The sequence below is a fragment of the Streptomyces canus genome (assembly GCF_030815415.1).
Lineage (GTDB): Bacteria > Actinomycetota > Actinomycetes > Streptomycetales > Streptomycetaceae > Streptomyces > Streptomyces canus_F.
The window spans coordinates 9,674,447-9,692,609 of sequence record NZ_JAUSWW010000001.1 but is presented as its reverse complement, the minus strand read 5'-3'; the positions used below and the strand labels follow the sequence as shown (position 1 = coordinate 9,692,609).

Sequence of the window (18,163 nt, the reverse complement as noted above, 5' to 3'; positions counted from 1 at the left end):
AGGGGAACGTGGGGGTGCGTGCTGGTGGGATCTCGTTCTGGTGGTGCGGGGAGGGGACTTGCTGGGGGTGGTGGGGTCAGTGGCCGCCGGGGTCCTGGGGAGCCGGGGCGGCGATGGCGGCGAGTTCGGCGCCGGGGGCGACGGTCAGGCCTCGCATGCCGTAGAAGATCCGGCCGGTGGCCGGGGTGTGGACCTTGTGCTCCTGGCCGTCGGCCGGGTCGATGACGTGGCCGATGACCTGGCCCTCCGTCACGTCGTCTCCGACTGTGAACTCCGGGTACCAGAGGCCGGTGGCCTCGGCGGTGACGCCGGCAGCCCAGACCCATGCGCGAATGGCCGTGTCGTCCTGGGGCTTGGTGTCCAGGACGCCGAGCCGGCCGAGTACTCCGTACAGGCCCTCGACGAGACGACGGGCGGTGTCCGCGTCGCGTTCGCCGAGCTGTCCGGTCTCCACGAGGATCGACGGGACGCCCTGGCGGGCGGCGGCCGCGTGACTGTTTCCGCCGTCGGCGTTCATTCCGAAGATGACGTCCTCGATGCCGAGCGCGCCGGCCATGTCCGCTGTCTTCGCGTCCAGTTCGGGGTCACCGGTGAGGCGGTAGCCGACGAAATCCGTCAGGACTTCGTCGATGCCGCCGGAGTGCAGATCGACGTAGGCGTCGGCGCCGCCCACGAGGTGGGTGAACAGCCACGCCGCGAGACGTTCGGTGGGGCTGCCGTCGGGGTCGCCGGGGAAGACGCGGTTGATGTTCACGCCGTCGAGCGGGGAGACGCCGAGGCGACCCTGGTAGACGGCCGGGGGGTTGGCGACCGGGCAGACGATCACCTGACCGTGCACCTCGCCGGGCTCCAGCAGAGCGGCCAATCGGGTGGCCGCGTCGACCCCCGTGAACTCGCCGCCGTGCACGCCCGCGGTGATCAGAACGCGAGGGCCGGGGTGGGCGCCGTTGACCAGGGTCAGCGGGATGTCCACGGTGAGGGTGCCGAGGTCGGCGGGGACGGTGCCGCGGGTCTTGGTCCCGGGCTCGGCGTGCAGGACGCCGACGGACAGGGTGGCGGTCATGGTCGTCACGCCTCCGCTCGGTCGAGGGTGGAGATGAAGTCGATGGGCTGGAGTGACTCGCCGTCCAGCGCGAGGTCGGCGGCGATGTCGCCGAAGGCGGGCGAGAGCTTGAAGCCGTGGCCGGAGAATCCGGCGAGCAGGACGACGTTCTCCGCTCCAGGCAGCGGCCCGACGAGGGGTCGGCTGCTCTCGGTGTAGCCCTCCATGTAGACGGAGAGCCGGGTCGGATCGGGGTTCAGGTCCGGCATGTGACGCCCGATCAGTTCCGTAAAGATCTCCAGCTCCTCCGGGGCCACCTCTCGGTCGAGCCGGTTCGGGTCACCGGCCGGGCGGTGCAGGGCGCGGGAGAGACCGAGCTTGACGGAGACGCCGTCCGGGGAGGGCAGGCCGTAGCAATGGGTGGGCGCCGTGCGGATGAAGGCGGGGCGCTCCTCGCCGAACCAGGCGTCGGTGGTGGGCACGTACCAGGCGCTGATGAGGCGGCGGATGTCCACCTCCCAGGGCAGTTCGGGGAGCAGGTCGTTGACCCAGGGGCCCACGGTGACGACGGCGGTGTCGAAGCGCTCGCTGCCGGCGTCGGTGCGGATCTCGACGCCGCCTGCGACGGGGACGATCTCGCGGACCGTGGTGTAGCGGTGGATGCGGGCGCCGAGCTCCTCGGCGCGGCGGGCGGCGGTCTGGATCGTCAGCTCGGGGCGGATGAAGCCGGCGCGGCGGTCGAGCACGGCCGCGTCGCCGTCCTCGATCCGGAACTGCGGGAAGCGCTTGGCGAGCAGCTCGGCGTCGAGGACCTCGTGGTCGAGGCCGTGCTCGGCGATCGACTGGAGGACCGTGGCCATCTGGTGGTGATCGGTCGACCCCATGAGCAGGCAGCCGGTCAGGCGGCGCAGCTCACGGCCGGTCTCCTGCTGAAGCTGCTCCCAGAGGGCGTCGGCGTGCTGGAGCAGCGGCACGTACCGGGAGTCCTCGAAGTGGGCGCTGCGGAAGATCCGGGTCTCGCCGCCGGCCGCGCTGCGGTCGTGGCCCGGGGCGAAGCGGTCGTAGCCGACCACCTCGGCTCCACGGGCGGCCAGGCGCCAGGCGGCCTGGCTGCCCATCGTTCCGACGCCGACGACGGCGACGCGCTTCCTGGCAGCTGACACAGGGCTTTCCTTTCGTATCGCCGCGGCACATGCTGGGCCCCCGGCGTGAGGCTGTTCGGTTCGAGGCGGTTTGGACGGGGCCGGGCCCTTCGGCGGGGCCACAGCTCGCAATCGTCCGTATCTCGTAGCTCCGGCTCACCTTCGCGGGATCCGAAGCCGTGCCACATTGTGGAATGCTGTGCTAGAATCTGGCACGAGAATGACAGCGGTTAGAGAGGGGAGTCAAGAGGTGTCCGCAAAGAATTCCGAGGATTAACGGGGGGAAACCGGATGGAAATGAAGAGCGTCACCAGATCGCTGCGCATCCTGGAGGCGGTCGCCCAGCATCAGCCAGTGACCGTGGGAGAGCTGACGAAGATCTTCGGCCTGCCGAAGTCGACCGTGCAGCGCACCCTGGTCACACTGGCGGAGGCCGGCTGGCTACGGGCCAGCCGGAAGGACACCACGCGCTGGGAGGTCGGCGCCCGGGTGCTGGCCGTACGCCCCGCCGCCCTCCAGGGGTCCAGCCTGTTCGCCGCCGCCCGCGACCCCATGGTGCAACTGCGGGACAAGGTCAACGAGACCATCCACCTGTCGGTGCCGGACGCACTCCAGTGCATGGTCGTGGTGGACCGCGTCGACTGCGACCACCCCGTACGAACCTTCCATGCCATCGGCGACACCTCACCCCTGCACGCCACCGCCACCGGGCGCGCCGTCCTCGCCCACCTGCCGAGGCAGGACATCGAGGAGCTCATCACGCAGGGCCTGGAGCGCTACAGCGAGACGACACCCGCCGATCCCGAAGACCTGCGCGCCGAGCTGCGGCGGATCCGCACCGACGGCTACGCGGTCAACCGCAACCAGTACCGGCCCGGCGTCTGCGCCATTGCCGCGCCCATCCTCGACGAGGACGGCACCCCGCTGGCCACCGTGGCCATCTCCATGCCCGATTCGCGGTACGACGCCGAGGAGCTGCCCGAGTGGGGCCGCCTGGTCTCCGACACGGCCGCGGAGATCACGGGGCGCCGCTTGGGCGCCTGAGCGTGTCGCGGCGGCCCGACTTCGGCCCCGCATCACCAAGGGTGGGCCCCCCAAGGGGGAGCCCACCCTTGGTTCGCTTCACGGCAGCACCGGCCCCGTGCCCGGCCGGGGAGAGTACCGGACACAGGGCGGCCACATCACGTGGCGGCGCGGTATGGCGTGTTCAGGGCGCGACCAGCACCAGACGCCACGGAGCACTGGAACAGGACAGTCCTGACTCCGGTCCGACCACCGGAGACATCAAGACGCGTGCCGCATAGTGGAACGCCATGCTAAAATACGGCATGATCATGCCTGTGGCTCCGGAAGCGAGTCAAGACGACAGCGCGACGAATCCGCAGAACTGAGGGGCCGGGATGGAATTGAAGAGCCTGACCAGGTCGCTGCGCATCCTGGAGGCCGTGGCGCAGCACCAGCCGGTGACCGTGGGAGAGCTGACGAAGATCTTCGGGCTGCCCAAGTCGACCGTGCAGCGCACCCTGGTGACGCTCGACGAGGCAGGCTGGCTGCGGGCGAATCGCAGGGACACCACGCGCTGGGAGGTCGGCGCCCGGGTGCTGGCCGTACGCCCCGCTGCCCTACAGGGGTCCAGCCTGTTCGCCGCCGCCCGCGAGCCCATGGTGCAGCTGCGGGACAAGGTCAACGAGACCATCCACCTGACGGTGCCCGACGCCCTGCACGGCATCGTCGTGGTGGACCGCGTCGACTGCGACCACGCCGTACGGACCTTCCACGCCATCGGCGACATCTCCCCCCTGCACGCCACAGCCACCGGACACGCAGTCCTCGCCCATCTGCCGAAGTCCGAGGTCGACGAGCTCACGGCGGGCGCACTCGAGGGTTACGGCCAGGAGACCATCACTGACCCGGCGGAGCTGCGTGCCGAGCTCCGCCGCGTCAGGGACCGCGGATACGCCGTCAACCACAACCAGTACCGCCCGGGTGTCTGCGCCATCGCGGCAGCCGTCCTGGACGAGGACGGCACGCCGCTGGCCAGCGTGGCCGTCTCCATGCCCGACTCACGCTTCGACCCCGGCCGACTCGCCGAGCTGGGGCGGCTGGTGACCGACACCGCGGCGGAGATCACCTCCCGCCACCTGGGCTGAGGGCGGCTGCCGACCCGCGGGGCGCTCTCGGCCCAGGGAGCGGAGCCGTGCCGGGTAGCGTCGACCTCCTCGCGGCGTAGGGCGCCCTGGGCGCATGGGGCGAGCCCTCCAGTAACCGCCCCTCAGGCGGAGCAGAGGGCCGCACGCCGTGGCCTACTCGTCAGCCGCGTCCGCCGCCCAGGCCATGCGGCGGCCCACCGGACCAGCAATCCGCCTATGCGCCACGTGACGCATGCGCAGCCTGCCTGCGCACAGTGAGAGACCTGCGCCGATCGCCTGGTGGAGGAAAAGCCGCCGCCCCGTGCCCGGTGGCGTGGAAACCGGGCACGGGGCAGCCCGTCGCGGTGCGCGACGCGGGGTAGTCAGGGCATGACCACCGTCATCGCACGGGCACCGCGAGGTACTGGTACTCCAGGAACTCATCAATCCCCACCCGGCCGCCTTCACGGCCGAGCCCGGACTGCTTCACACCGCCGAAGGGGGCGGCCGGGTTGGAGACGAGACCGGTGTTGAGGCCGACCATGCCCACTTCGAGGCGTTCGCTGACGCGCAGGGCACGGTCGAGGCCCTCGGTGAAGACGTAGCCGACGAGGCCCCAGGGGGTGTCGTTGGCCCGGCGCACGACCTCGTCCTCGTCGTCGAAGGTGAGGATCGCCGCGACCGGGCCGAAGATCTCCGTGTCCATCAGGCGGCTGTCCGGGGCGACGTCCGTGAGTACGGTCGGCGGGTAGAAGCTGCCCGGCCCTTCGGGCGTACGGCCGCCGACGAGCACCCGGGCACCCCGCTCCACCGCGTCTACGACCAGGTCCTCCACCTTGGCCCGGCCGGTCCGGTCGATCAGCGGGCCGACGTCGACGCCGTCCCGGGTGCCGGGGCCCACGACCAGCGCGCCCATCCGCTCGGCCAGGCGCCGTCCGAACTCCTCCCCCAAGGAGCTGTGGACGAAGAAGCGGTTGGCGGCGGTGCAGGCCTCGCCCATGTTGCGCATCTTGGCGGCCATCGCGCCGTCGACCGCCTTGTCCAGGTCGGCGTCCTCGAAGACGATGAACGGCGCGTTCCCGCCCAGTTCCATCGAGGTCCGCACGACCGCGTCCGCGCTCTGGGCGAGCAGCAGGCGTCCGACGTTGGTGGAGCCGGTGAAGGAGAGTTTGCGAATCCGCCCGCCGCGCAGGAGCGGTTCGCACACCTCCCCCGCACGGGAGGTGGTGACGACGTTCAGCACGCCGTCCGGCAGCCCGGCCTCCTTGAGGATCGCGGCGAGGGCCAGGCTGGAGAGCGGGGTCTGCGGGGCCGGCTTGAGGATCATCGTGCAGCCCGCCGCGATGGCGGGGCCGATCTTGCGGGTGCCCATGGCCAGCGGGAAGTTCCACGGGGTGATCAGGAGGCAGGGGCCGACCGGGCGACGGGAGAGCAGCATGCGGTTGCGACCGTCGGGCAGGAGTCCGCCGCCGCCGTCGATGCGTACGGCCTCCTCGGAGAACCAGCGGAAGAACTCGGCCGCGTACGCCACCTCTCCCCTGGCCTCGGCCAGCGGCTTGCCCATCTCGGCCGTCATCAGGTGGGCGAGCTCGTCGGTGCGGTCGAGGATGATCTCGTAGGCGCGCCGCAGGATCTCACTGCGCACCCGTGGGGCCGTACGGGCCCACTCCTCCTGCGCCTGAACGGCCGCGTCCTCCGCCAGCCGGGAGTCCTTGACGCCGGCGTCGGCGACGTGGGCGATGATCTCGCCGGTCGCCGGGTCGTCGACGGGCATGGTGGCGCCGTCCGCGGCGTCCACCCAGGCACCGCCGATGAACAACTGCGTAGGTGTGTCGGTCATGACGTCTCTCCTGGTTGATCTGCGGCGGGGTCGAGCAGTTCCGCGAGGTGCAGAGCGCGGATGCCCCGGTCTCCGGCGAGGTGGTCGATCTGGGTGGCGCAGCTGAACCCGTCGGCTACGACCACGGTCGGCGTGTCCTGGTCGATGCCGTCGAGGCGTGGCTTCAGGGCCAGGTCGGCGACGGCCATCGAGGTGTCGTAGTGCTGCTCCTCGAAGCCGAAGTTGCCGGCGAGTCCGCAGCAGCCCTCGGCTTCGTCGACCTTGCCCACGCCCAGTCGGCGCAGCAGGTCGGCCGGGCGGCTGCCCTTGAAGGTGGCGTACTCGTGGCAGTGGGTCTGCAGGGCGACGTTCTCCGGCAGTTCCGGCGGCGTCCAGCCAGGCGCGGCCAGGTCGGTCAGGGCACCCGTGAAGGTGTGGACGCGGTCCGCGACCCGGCGGGCGGCATCAGTGCCCAGCAGTTCGGGCACGTCGCGCTTGAGCGCGGCGGCGCAGCTGGGCTCGGCCACGATGATGGGCCGCTCGTCGCCGTTGTCGAGGTGGGCGACGGTACGGGCCATGATCCTGCGGGCCACGGACAGCTGGCCGGTGCTGACCCAGGTGAGACCGCAACACAGGCCGTCCTCCGCCGTGCAGGGGATTCCGGCGTCGGCGAGGGCACGGCTCGCGGCTCCGGCCACCTCGGGGCGGAAGGCGCGGGTGAAGCTGTCGACGAAGAGCAGGGCTTTGGCTGGATCGCCGGTCTTCGCAGCGCGCAGGACCCTGCGCAGGGCGTGCCGTGAGGCGAAGGCGGGGATCCTGCGCTGCGTGGTCACGCCTCCGAGGCGGGCGAGGAGTCGGCCGAGCGATCCGCGGAGCAGCGCGTTGAGCGGGCGGGCGGCGTATCCGGCGAGGGCGGAGGTCAGGGGCAGCCAGCCCAGCGAGTAGTGGGAGCGGGGCCGGAGTCTCCCCTTGTAGTGCTGGTGGAGGAACTCCGCCTTGTAGGTGGCCATGTCGACGCCTACGGGGCAGTCGCTGGAGCACGCCTTGCAGGACAGGCACAGATCGAGGGCGTCGCGGACCTCCGTCGAACGCCAGCCGTCCTGGACGGTCTCCCCGCGCACCATCTCCTGGAGAAGGCGGGCCCTGCCCCGGGTGGAGTCGTTCTCCTCCCCGGTGGCCCGGTAGCTCGGACACATCACACCGCCCGCATCACTGCGACATCGACCGACGCCGACGCAACGGCGGGCCGCGCCCGCGAAGCCGTCCTCGTCGTGCGGGAAGGTGAACTCCGTTGCCAAGGGTTGAATCTGGTGCAGCGCGAGATCGGCGTCGAGCGGGGCCGGAGCCACGATGACGCCTGGATTCAGCAGGCCCTCGGGGTCGAAGACCTTCTTGAAGTCGGCGAACGCCCCGATCATCCGGTGGCTGTACATGACTTCCAGCAGCTCACCGCGCGCCCGCCCGTCGCCGTGCTCGCCGGACAGCGTTCCGCCGTGCGCGACGACCAGGGCGGCGGCCTCGTGCAGGAAGCGACGGGCGGCGGCCCGGCCAGTGTCCGTGGCGAGGTCGAAGTCGATGCGTACGTGGACGCATCCCGCGCCGAAGTGCCCGTACATCACGCCGGTGAGCCCGTGGTCGGCGAGCAGCTTGCGGAAGTCCCGCAGGTAGCCGGCCAGGTCCTCGGGTGCGACCGCCGAGTCCTCCCAGCCGGGCCAGGACTCCCCGCCGTCGACGAGGCGGGCGGCCAGACCGGCCCCGTCCTCGCGGACCCGCCACAAAGAGCGACGTTCGGCCGCGCTCTCCACGACCCGTCCGCCGGTCATCCGGCCCTGCGCCTTGAGCACGTCGAGGAGCTCGGCCGCACGGGCGTTCACCGTGGCCTCGTCGTCGCCGTCCAGCTCGACGTACAGCCAGGCCCGCCCCTCGGGCAGTCCGGTGACGGAGCCGGGGCCCCGCCGGGCGCGCATGGTGGCGACGATCGCCTCGTCCATGCCCTCCACAGCGGTGGGATTCCAGCGCAGGATCGCGGGGACGTCCTCGGCCGCGTCGACGACGTCGTCGTAGCCGAGAGTGAGCAGTGCCGAAGCCTGTGCGGTCGCCACCAGGCGGACCGTCGCGGCGGTGACGACCGCACAGGAGCCCTCGGTGCCCACCAGGGCGCGGGCCAGGTCGAAGCCACGCTCGGGCAGCAGGTGGTGCAGCTGATAGCCGGAGACCTGGCGCGGAATGCGGCCCAGCTCGGTCCGGATCGGCGCCAGGTTGTCGCCGATCAGGCGGCGTACGTCCGCTTCGAGGCGGGCGACGCGCTCCGCGTCCGCGGGGTCCACCGGGTGCAATCCCACGCGGTCGGCGACGGCTCGCACACCGCCGGCCGTCACGATCTCCAGCGCCTCGATGTGGCTGCTGGTCCGCCCGTGGCGCACCGACCGGTTCCCGCACGCGTCGTTGCCGATCATGCCGCCGAGGGTGCAGCGGCTGTGCGAGGACGGGTCGGGGCCGAAGGAGAGCCCGTGCGGGGCGGTCGCGCTCTGCAGCGCGTCGAGGACGACTCCGGCCTCGACACGCGCGGTCCCGATGGACGGGTCGATGTCCAGGATCCGGTTCATGTACCGGGAGAAGTCCAGGACGACGCCCGGTCCGATCGCGTTGCCCGCCATGCTGGTGCCACCGCCGCGAGCGGTGACCGCGACGCCCGTCTCCTTGCAGGCCCGCAGCACCGCGACCACATCGTCCGTGGAGCGGGGGAAGGCCACAGCCTGCGGGGGGACGCGGTAGTTGGAGGCGTCGTAGGCGTACTGACCGAGGGTGCCCAGGCCGGATTCCACCCGCAGGCCCGGAGCCGTCTCGGCGAGCCGGGCGGCCAGCCGCGCCACGCTGTCGCTCATCGTGCCGACGCTCCTGAGGTACCGGCCTCCACGGCGGTCGCCCATGCCTGGAGTCCCTCGTCCACCGCCGCCTCGTCGATGACGAGCGCCGGGATCATCCGCACCACCTGGTTCCAGGCGCCGCACAGCAGCAGGAGCAGGCCCTCGTCCACGGCGGCGCGCTGCACGCGGGCGGCGGTCTCGGGGTCGGGGCTGCCGTCCTCGGTGACGAACTCGGTGGCCAGCATCAGCCCCAGCCCCCGCACATCACCGATGCCCGGCGTCCGGTCGGCGACCGCCTCCAGGCCGTGGCGCAGCCTGGCGCCCATGGCGTCGGCGTTCTCGACCAGCTTCTCGTCGCGTACGACGTCGAGGGTGGCGCAGGCCGCGGCGCAGGCGACGGCGTTGGCGCCGTACGTACCGCCCTGCGAGCCCGGCCACGCCTTGGCCATCAGCTCCTCCGAGGCAGCGATGCCCGACAGCGGGAAGCCGCTGGCCAGACCCTTCGCGGTGACGAGGATGTCCGGGGTGACACCGAAGTGCTCGTGTCCCCAGAAGCGGCCGGTACGGCCCACGCCGGTCTGCACCTCGTCCAGGATCAGGAGGAAGCCGTGGCGGTCCGCGCGCTCCCGCAGGCCCTGGAGGAAGGCCCGGGTCGCGGGCACGTAACCGCCCTCGCCGAGGACCGGCTCGACGATGATCGCGGCCGTGTCGGCGGGCGAGGAGATCGTCTGGAGCGTGTAGTCGAGCTCCTGCAGGGCGAAGCGGGTCGCGGTCTCCTCGTCCCAGCCGTAGCGGTAGGCCGAGGGGAACGGGGTGACGACCACGCCGCTCATCAGCGGGGAGAAACCGGAGCGGAAGCGGGTGCCAGAGGTGGTCATGGAGGCGGCGGCGACGGTCCGGCCGTGGAAGCCGCCGTGGCAGACGATGACGTTGGGCAGGCCGGTGGCCTGGCGGGCCAGCCGCAGTGCGGCCTCTACGGCCTCGCTGCCGGAGTTGGTGAAGAACAGGCTGTCCAGACCGGCCGGCAGCACCTCGCCGAGCTTGTCGACCAGCCGCTGCAGCGGCTGGTGCATGACGGTCGTGTACTGGCCGTGCACGAGCGTGGCCACCTGCTCCTGGGCGGCCGCCACGACCTTGGGGTGGCAGTGCCCGGTGCTGGTGACCCCGATCCCGGCGGTGAAGTCGAGGTAACGGCGGCCGTCCTCGCCGTACAGATGGACGCCCTCGCCCCGGGCCGCCACCACGGGAGTGGCCTGGCGAAGGTGCGGCGACAGTGCGGTCATGTTCGTCTCCCGGCGTGGGTCGTCGGACTGCAGCGGTCCCCCGAGCATCTCCGCCGCCCCGCCGGGAGCCAACGCGCGATCTGTCCAGCGGGGGGACGGCGTTCGGACGTTCTGTCAAGCACGGGGCCGGACCGCGGCGCTTACTGCCCCGTTCACCCGCGGCGGAGCACCTCTTGCGCAGGTCAGCAAGGCTTGTCACAGTGACTGGGCCCCCAGGGAGACACCGTGAACGACAACCCCTCGACGGCGCGACCGCCGGACACGGCTGACCAGGACAGCAGTTCTCCCGGCCGCGCCCTCAATATCGCCGACGTCCTGGCTCTGCCCGTCCTGGCCGCCGGCCAGCCCCAGGTCGTCACCGGCGTATCCCACCTCGACAGGCCGGTCCGCTGGGTCCACATCACCGAACTGACCGACCCCGCCTCCTTCCTCAAGGGCGGCGAGCTCGTCCTGACCACCGGCATGCCGCTGCCCGACGACGTGACGGGAGTTCGCAGGTACGTCGACGAACTCGCCGGCGTCGGCGCCGCGGCCCTGGTCATCGAACTCGTACGGCGCTACCACCGCCCGCCCGACGCCCTCGTCCACGCCTGCCAGGCCCGCGGCCTCCCGCTGATCACTCTCGCCAAGGACGTCAACTTCCTCGAGGTCACCCAGGTCGTCCACGCGCTCATCCTTGGCAATCAGGCCGAGGCGATGCGCCGCACCCAGCGCGTCCACGAGGCGTTCACCACGCTGACGCTGCGCGGCGCCGGACCGGAGGACGTCATGCGCGCGGCAGCGGAGATGAGCGGTCGTACGGTCGTCCTGGAAAACCTGGTCCATCAAGCACTGATCTGCGAACCCTCCGGCACCACCCTGGAGGAAACGCTCACCGACTGGGAGCAACGCTCCAGAGCGACCCCGCCCGGAGACCGCACAAGCCAACAGGGCCCGGAGAGCTGGCTCACCGCACCGGTCGAGTACCAAGGCGAACGCTGGGGCCGCGTGGCCATGCTGCCCGCTCCCACCACCGAACCGGCCTTCGGACCGGAGCACATCACCGTCCTGGAGAGAACGGCGATGGCCCTGACCGTCGCCCGCCTCATCCACCCCACGCCCTGGGAGCGCACCGCGCACCGCAACGCCCTGCGCGACCTCGTCGAGCAACGCCACCGCTCCCCCCAAGACGCCCACGCCCGCCTGACCGCATTGGGCCTCCCCACCGAGAACAGCCGCTTCGTGACGGTCGTGGTGGACCTCCCCGCGAGGGATACCACAGTGAATCCCGAGACCCGCCTGGCTGAGGACCTGCACACGACGGGAATTGCGGCACTCGTCGGCGAACTGGCCCCCGGCCGTGTGGGAGTACTGCTCGCCCTGAGTCCTTCACACCCCTGGCAGCCCGCGGTCGAACGGCTGAGCCACACCGTGCTCGGCCTTTCGTCCCAGGCTGTCGTGAGCGTCGGCGCCGAGGTCGACGGCCTCAACGACGCCCCCCGTTCGTTCCGCCAGGCGATCCGCGTGGCCGAGGCGACCCCGCCCGACCAGCCCCTCCCCCCGGGCCGTTCCTTCCACGAGCTGTCCGATGTCGACCTGCGCCGCCTGCTGTACGCGCTCCGTGAGGACACCCGGGTCCAGGAATACGCCGAACAACGACTCGGCGGTCTCCTGGATCACGACACCCGCCACGGCACCGACCTGATGACGACCCTCCGCCACTACCTCGACGCCGCCGGCAACAAGACCAGCGCTGCCCGCCGCGGCGGGCTGTCCCGCGAGACGTTCTACCAACGCCTGCGCACCATCGAGCGCCTGCTCGACTGCGACCTCGAATCCGGCGAACAGCGCACCGCCTTGCATGTGGCCCTCACAGCCCTGGACGTCCTGCGGGTCCGCTGACAGAGGGCATCGTAGGGAACTGGTGCCGAGCAGGAACCGACTGCGCCGGCTGGGCCCGGAGAAGGGCGAGCCATGCCTTCGCCAGAAACCGGAGACAGCAGGCCCTTGGTTTCACCGGTCCGGCGGCCGGCTCGCCGTCCTGTCGAGCGTGTCGAGTCGGTGGCTCTCCCCGAACTCGTCGCGCAGTCGGGTGAGTTCCTCGCGATAGCGGTGCACGTTCTGGACCTTGATCTGCTCGTAGCCCCTGACCATGTCGGGGAGCGAGGCGATTTCGGCGGCGGACCCGAGGGTGAGAGGGCTGAGCCGGGGCAGCAGTTCCTCGACCTCTCGCCGGTACTGCACGATGAGTTCGCGCTCCATACGGCGCACCGGGTGATAACCGAAGACGTCCAGCCGAGAGCCGCGGAGGCGCCGCGCGGCGTACAGCAGGCGGAACATCGGACGGGCCTTCGCGCCGAACGAGATTTTCCGCTCGAGCCCCATCGCGCGCAGCAACGGTGGGTGCAGTTTGACCTGATACGCCGCGTCGGGGCCGAACTCGTGCCGGACGGAGGCGTCGAACGTCTCGTCGAGGATGAGCCGGGCGACCTCGTATTCGTCCTTGTAGGCCATCAGCTTGTACAGGTAGGTCGCCACCGCCTCGGCCAGGTCGGTGGACCCCGGGACGGTGGCCTCTTCGGCGGTGCGCACCTTCTCCACAAAGGTGACGTACTCCCGCCCGTACGCCAGGTCCTGGTAGGCGACGAGATCGGCGAGCCGTGAGCTGTCCGTCGCCGGCACCATGGCCACCAGCTGCCCCACGTCGCCGGAGGGGGTTGGCATGACGGCGGGCGGTGCGTCGTCCTGCGCGAGAACGGCTTGGAGGGTTTCCGGGTCCGCCACGGCCTGGCGTCATCGGCGGAATGCCTGGATGTTGGTGGCCGCCGAGGCGCCGTTGAGGGTAATGGCGTGCTCGAGTGCCTTCGCGGTGACGGGGAGCCGGCCGAGCTGGAACGCCGCGCCGACCAGGATCATGTTGGCGTACTGCGCGCTTCCGAAGAGTTCCTGGGCCAGGCGGTCGGCGTCGAGGGACACGGTGCGGGCCACCGTGCGGTCGACGGCGCTGCGGATGGCGTTCTGCTCGGCGAAGTGGATCGAGGTGTCGGCGACCATGTGCCCGGTGGGGGTCTGAGCGGTCGACAGCACCGCCACCGTCTTGTCGGCCGACGCCGCCTTGAGGTTGACCGGGTCGGTCCCGACGAGCGTGTCGCAGATCAGGTACAGGTCGCAGGAACTGGCGCGGAGCTTGGAAGAGGCTTCTGAGGGCATGGCGGTGAACTTGAGGTCGGACACCACGGCACCGCCCTTCTGGGCCAGGCCGGTCTGGTCGAGGCTGCGGACCGCGTGGCCGTCGAGGAAAGCGGCGGTGGCGATGATCTGCGCGACGGTGACCACCCCGGTCCCGCCAATCCCGGTGACGCGCATCGTGAAGTCGTCGGGGTCGACCTGGACGGCGGCCGTGGGGATCGCGTCCAGCTCCAGGGCCGCGAGGGCCTTCCGCTCGGTCTTGACCGTGCCCGGCGTCACCGTCACGAACGAGGGGCAGTCCCCCGCGGGGCAGGAGTAGTCGAGGTTGCACGACGACTGGTGGATGCGGGTCTTGCGGCGAACTCGGTCTCGACCGGGTGCACGGACATGCAGTTGGACTTCTCGCCGCAGTTACCGCAGCCTTCACAGACCCGCTCGTTGATCACGACCCGCGTGGACGGTGTCGGGACGAGGCCGCGCTTGCGCTTGCGGCGCTTCTCGGCGGCGCACTCCTGGTCGTGCACGAGCACCGCCACGCCGGGCGCCATCGCGAGGTCCCGCTGACGGGAGACGATGTCACCTCGTTCGTGGACCGCCATCCCCCGCGGACAGGCGCCGGCGCGGCACGCGGTCCTCGTCCTCGGTCGTGATGACCACCTTGGACGCGCCCTCGGCGAGCACCAGCCGTGCCACCTGGCCCAGGGCCAGGGCTCCAGCCGGATCCTGCCCACCGGTCATCGCAACGGTGGAGTTGTAGAGCAGCTTGAAGGTGATGTTCTCCCCGGAGGCAACCGCGGCCCGGATCGCCAGGCTCCCGGAGTGGGTGAACGTGCCGTCGCCGAGGTTCTGGATGAAGTGGTTCTCGGCCAGGAAGGGCGCCATGCCCAGCCACTGCGCACCTTCGCCGCCCATCTGGGTCAGGCCTGTGACGTCACCGGCCTGCTTCTCGTCCATGATCAGCACCATGCCGTGGCAGCCGATGCCCGCGCCGACGAGCGTGTCTTCGGGAACCTTGGTGGAGGAGTTGTGCGGGCAGCCGGAGCAGAAGTACGGCGTCCGGGTGAGGAGGGGCAGTGCGGTCCGGTTGATGACCGGCCGGTGCCTCCAAGCCCGCGCCGACGCGATTCCGTGCACCTCGCCCAGACGTCGGCCGAGGACGCCGGCGACCTGATCGGCGTCGAGCTCCCCTACCGGGCTGACCAGCTCCCGCCCGTCGGCGTCGGTCTTGCCGATCACGAGCGGTGCCCGCGGGACGCCGTACAGGATCTCCTTGATCGCGTTCTCCCGGAAGGGGCGTTTCTCCTCGACGACGATCACCTCGTCGAGTCCCTCGCTGAACTCTCTGATCACCTGGGGGTCGATCGGCCAGATCATGCCGATCTTCAGCAGGCGGATGCCGTACCGGGTCAGCTCGGCGTCGTCGAGCCCCAATGCGTCCAGCGCCTCACGGACGTCGAGGTACGTCTTGCCGGCGGCCACGATGCCGATACGGTCCTCGGACGACCGGGCGACGATCCCGCCGACCAGCTTGGCGTCGGGGTGGAAGGTACTCTCGGGCAGGTCACCGTACGTGGGCAGGACACGCTCGGGGTGAAGGGTCGCGGTGCACGAGCCGTCGGCCACGGCGGTCACGATCTTCAGTCCCGACCACAGGCCGGTGAAACGGGACAGATACGGCGCGTGGAGGCCGACGTCCAGCATCGCTGCGGATCGCGACCCGGACGGGGTGACGTCGGGGAAGGCTGCGCCTGGCGGCGCGGATCAGCGGGCGATGGCCTCCGGCGCCCCGGAGGCGGTGGAGGCGACCGTGGGGCCCGTGGTGGAGGGCCGGGTCTTCCTGCGGCCGGGGGGTGATGTCCGGCGGTCCCTGCGTTCGCCGCGGGTTTCGGCGATCAGCACATCGACACAGGCCAGCAGGTCCTCTTCCTGGGCCACGCGACGGATGCGCCGAGCGGCGCTGCCTTCGGACAGGGCCCGCCTGGTCAGTGCGTCGACGGTCTGCCAGTCGCCGTGGGCTTCGAGGGCGGGACGCAGACGAGCGAGAAGCTTGCGCACGACTCGTGCGGCAGATGCCTCCCGACGGGTCTCGGGGTCCACCAAAGCCCCCTCCAGCCCGGATCGCGCGGCTCGCCAGGCAGCGCCGCGCAGCCACTCGTGGTGGCCGTCGCACGCCACCGGGCCGGCCGCCAGACGGTCGCGGGCGTCGGTCACCAGGGCACGGAACAGCCCAGCGATGAGGACAACGGTCTCCACGCGTGGACAGGCGTCGCAGATGCGCAGTTCCAGCGTGGGCAGATGGGCGGAGGGCCGTACGTCGTAGTAGATCATCCCCGGATCGCTGATGATCCCGGCCTGGACGAGCTCGTCGACGGCGGCGTCGTACTCGGCCGCGTCGGTGTAGCAACCCACCGGACCCGCACTTGGCCAGCGCTGCCACACCAGCGTGCGCCAGCTGGCATAGCCGGTGTCGGCCCCCTGCCAGAAGGGCGAACTCGCGGACAGCGCCAGCAGCACCGGCAGCCACGGCGAGATCGCGCACATGACGCCCACCGCCGTGTCGCGGTCGGGTACGTCCACGTGGACCTGCGCGCTGCAGATGAGCTGCTCGTCGGCCACCCGGCGGTACTCCTCGACCATCCGGCGGTAGCGTGCGTCGGCGGTGGGGGGCCCGGTGGCGGCGGGTGCCAGTGGCGCCGTCCCCGCGGCCACCACGGCCAGTCCCAGCGAGGAGGCGGCCGCGTCGAGCCGGTGTCTGGTGTGAGAGAGGTCGGCGTACAGGCTGTCCAGCGAGGCATGCACCCCGCTGTTCGACTCCACGGTGGACTGGTGCAGTTCCGCGGTGAAGCCTCGTCCAGGAAGCCGTCGCAGTACCTGCTCGGCGCGAGGCACGAGCAGCCCGCGCTCCACCTCCAAGAGATGGAACTCCTCCTCCACTCCGATGTGTACGTTCACGTCACTCCTAGCGGTCCGACCCGAACTCCGCACGTGTCCGCAAAAACGTGCCCTCTAGGGGCGGACGCGGCGGCTGTGATGACGATCCCCAAGTGCCCAGAGCGGCGATGACTAAGCACCCTTCAGCGCCCATCTGGCACAGATGCTTCACAGATGAGCGGCGAGCTGTCGTCCTCATGGAGCGCTGGACGGCCGCCTTCGGCCCGCGAAGGGAGTGAATCCCGGCAACCCCGCGCCCGCGCCCCTCGGACCGACCGGCGGCCTCAGCAGGACGTCACCACAGTGCCGAGGCGGGGGTACGTCGGGAGGGCTGGAGGGCGTCAGCCTGGGGCCCGACGTGAAACCCGTCAGCCGGGTGCGCGCCACCTCTCCCGACAGCCGCCGCACCGGCAGCCATGGCCCGCAGAGTCTGGTTCAGCGGATCACGAACGTCATCACGCTTCGAGCAGGCAGCGAGACGGTGAAGGAGCCGTTCGACACGCCGCTCGTGCCCTGAGACGCGACGTTTCTGCTCGCGTCGGTCAGCCACGAGGCGACACTGGAACCGGAGGTGTTCACCAGGGTGAACTGCTGGCTCACCGCAGCGGATGCCTTGTTGATGGCGACGACGACCGTGGATCCGCCGCCACGGTACGCGGAGACGTAGACGTTCGTCGCCGGATTCGCCGTCGCCGAGACCCGCACATACCCGGGTCGGACGAACCTGGCGAAGTGCGCCATGCAGGCGCCGCGCTTGCTGATCTTGCCGTCCTCGCGCATGGGGCCGTAGCTGCGCCGGATGTACCACCAGATGTAGGCCTGGAACTCGGCGTCCACCATGGCCCGGTGGATGTGCTCCCCGACGTCGAGCGCCTGGGGCCAGAGGTCCGCCGAATCACTGCTGTTGGGGTAGTAGACCTCGGTCATCCAGAGTTCCTTGCCCGCACCCTTCTGCTTGAAGAGGGGGTAAGGGAAGTTCGCGAACGGCGTGCCGTACAGGTGGGCCCCTATGACGTCCACGTTGGCGAGCGCAGCCGGGTCGTTGAGGATCGGGTCCGACATGTTCTTCAGGTACTGGAAGGACTCCGGTGCGATGACCCTGGTGCCGATGGAGCCGGCGTTCTCGCGCAGGAACCGGACCATTTCGGCGGGGGTCCACCACGTCCAGTCATGCGCGTAATCGGGCTCGTTCTGCACCGATATGCCGTACAGATTGACTCCGTTGTTCCGGAGATAGGTGTTGAAGTCGTTCAGGTGCTGGGCGTAGGCGCCGTACATGTCGTACCGGAGACGCCGGGCGTCGGTCTGGCTGCCGCGGACGAAGGTCTCGACCATGGAGGCGGGCGGGTTCCACGGTGAGGCGATGACGGCGGCCCCTCGTTCGACCGCACGCTGCGCTGTCGCCAGATCGCGGTTCCACACGGCCCGGTCCTCGGGCACGGGGATCCTCAGCACAGTGAACCCCAGCTGTCCGTCGCCGGTCCCGAATGCCATGTCCCGCTGAGCCGCCGTGAGGTCGCCGATCCAGGCCGAGTGGGTCATACCGCCGAAGCCACGGATCGTCTGCCGGGTCGCCGACGGATCGATGACCGCCGTGGCAGCGACCAGCGCGGCCCCGGCATCAGAGGCTCGCGCGACCGACGCCGTGGCGGGGAGGACGGGCAGGACCCCGATCGTGGCCAGGACGACCCTCCGGCTCGGCGATCTCCGGTCCCCGTCCACGCGCTCTTTCCGACTCTGTGCCATGTCTCCTCCGTAGGCCGCAGGTTCCGCTCCGGACCT

The 18,163-nt window shown here is 70.7% G+C and carries 13 protein-coding genes; 3 read left to right on the top strand and 10 right to left on the bottom strand.

The features are described from left to right. Positions 1 to 76: 76 nt before the first annotated feature. Together QF037_RS45155 and solA are read right to left on the bottom strand one after the other, a co-directional pair. The gene (locus tag QF037_RS45155) at positions 77 to 1,063 is read right to left on the bottom strand and encodes a succinylglutamate desuccinylase/aspartoacylase family protein (RefSeq protein ID WP_307035683.1); all 987 of its coding nucleotides are present in this window, start codon (positions 1,061 to 1,063) and stop codon (positions 77 to 79) included. Positions 1,064 to 1,068: 5 nt separating this feature from the next. Continuing rightward, the gene (gene solA, locus QF037_RS45150; protein ID WP_307035681.1) at positions 1,069 to 2,205 is read right to left on the bottom strand and encodes an N-methyl-L-tryptophan oxidase; all 1,137 of its coding nucleotides are present in this window, start codon (positions 2,203 to 2,205) and stop codon (positions 1,069 to 1,071) included. Between the two features lie 276 nt (positions 2,206 to 2,481). Here solA and QF037_RS45145 point away from each other — a divergent pair, with 276 nt between their 5' ends. Together QF037_RS45145 and QF037_RS45140 are read left to right on the top strand one after the other, a co-directional pair. After that, positions 2,482 to 3,228, top strand: a complete 747-nt coding sequence (locus tag QF037_RS45145; RefSeq protein WP_307037712.1) for an IclR family transcriptional regulator — start codon at positions 2,482 to 2,484, stop codon at positions 3,226 to 3,228. Positions 3,229 to 3,590: 362 nt separating this feature from the next. After that, a complete protein-coding gene (locus tag QF037_RS45140; RefSeq protein WP_307037710.1) occupies positions 3,591 to 4,334 on the top strand; it encodes an IclR family transcriptional regulator in 744 nt (247 codons plus the stop codon). Positions 4,335 to 4,713: 379 nt separating this feature from the next. Here QF037_RS45140 and QF037_RS45135 read toward each other — a convergent pair whose 3' ends face one another. Genes QF037_RS45135 through QF037_RS45125 form a run of 3 tightly spaced genes read right to left on the bottom strand, consistent with a single transcriptional unit; the run spans position 4,714 to position 10,282 of the window. Continuing rightward, the gene (locus tag QF037_RS45135; protein WP_307035679.1) at positions 4,714 to 6,153 is read right to left on the bottom strand and encodes an NAD-dependent succinate-semialdehyde dehydrogenase; all 1,440 of its coding nucleotides are present in this window, start codon (positions 6,151 to 6,153) and stop codon (positions 4,714 to 4,716) included. Continuing rightward, positions 6,150 to 9,017: an FAD-binding and (Fe-S)-binding domain-containing protein gene (locus QF037_RS45130; RefSeq protein ID WP_307035677.1), complete on the bottom strand. Its 2,868-nt coding sequence runs from the start codon at positions 9,015 to 9,017 to the stop codon at positions 6,150 to 6,152. Before QF037_RS45130 ends, QF037_RS45135 begins: the two co-directional genes overlap by 4 nt. Beyond that, on the bottom strand, positions 9,014 to 10,282 hold the full coding sequence (locus QF037_RS45125; RefSeq protein WP_307035674.1) for an aspartate aminotransferase family protein: 1,269 nt from the start codon (positions 10,280 to 10,282) through the stop codon (positions 9,014 to 9,016). The genes QF037_RS45130 and QF037_RS45125 overlap by 4 nt, the downstream gene beginning before the upstream one ends. Before the next feature lie 225 nt (positions 10,283 to 10,507). Here QF037_RS45125 and QF037_RS45120 point away from each other — a divergent pair, with 225 nt between their 5' ends. Next, positions 10,508 to 12,163 carry a PucR family transcriptional regulator gene (locus QF037_RS45120; RefSeq protein ID WP_373463898.1) on the top strand — a complete coding sequence of 552 codons (1,656 nt, stop codon included), beginning with the start codon at positions 10,508 to 10,510 and terminating at the stop codon, positions 12,161 to 12,163. Positions 12,164 to 12,274: 111 nt separating this feature from the next. Here the strand turns inward: QF037_RS45120 and QF037_RS45115 are convergent, their stop codons facing one another. The 5 genes from QF037_RS45115 to QF037_RS45095 form a co-directional block, all read right to left on the bottom strand. Further along, a complete protein-coding gene (locus QF037_RS45115) occupies positions 12,275 to 13,045 on the bottom strand; it encodes a DUF6537 domain-containing protein (protein ID WP_307035673.1) in 771 nt (256 codons plus the stop codon). 9 nt (positions 13,046 to 13,054) lie between these two features. Next, a complete protein-coding gene (locus QF037_RS45110; protein WP_307035671.1) occupies positions 13,055 to 13,735 on the bottom strand; it encodes a 2-oxoacid:acceptor oxidoreductase family protein in 681 nt (226 codons plus the stop codon). 291 nt (positions 13,736 to 14,026) lie between these two features. Next, complete coding sequence (locus QF037_RS45105) at positions 14,027 to 15,151, bottom strand: thiamine pyrophosphate-dependent enzyme (protein WP_307035669.1); 1,125 nt, start codon at positions 15,149 to 15,151, stop codon at positions 14,027 to 14,029. Between the two features lie 60 nt (positions 15,152 to 15,211). Further along, positions 15,212 to 16,402: a carboxylate-amine ligase gene (locus QF037_RS45100; RefSeq protein WP_307035667.1), complete on the bottom strand. Its 1,191-nt coding sequence runs from the start codon at positions 16,400 to 16,402 to the stop codon at positions 15,212 to 15,214. Between the two features lie 414 nt (positions 16,403 to 16,816). After that, entirely contained in the window at positions 16,817 to 18,127 is a 1,311-nt protein-coding gene (locus QF037_RS45095) for a glycoside hydrolase family 30 beta sandwich domain-containing protein (protein WP_307035665.1), read from the bottom strand. Between the last annotated feature and the right edge of the window lie 36 nt (positions 18,128 to 18,163).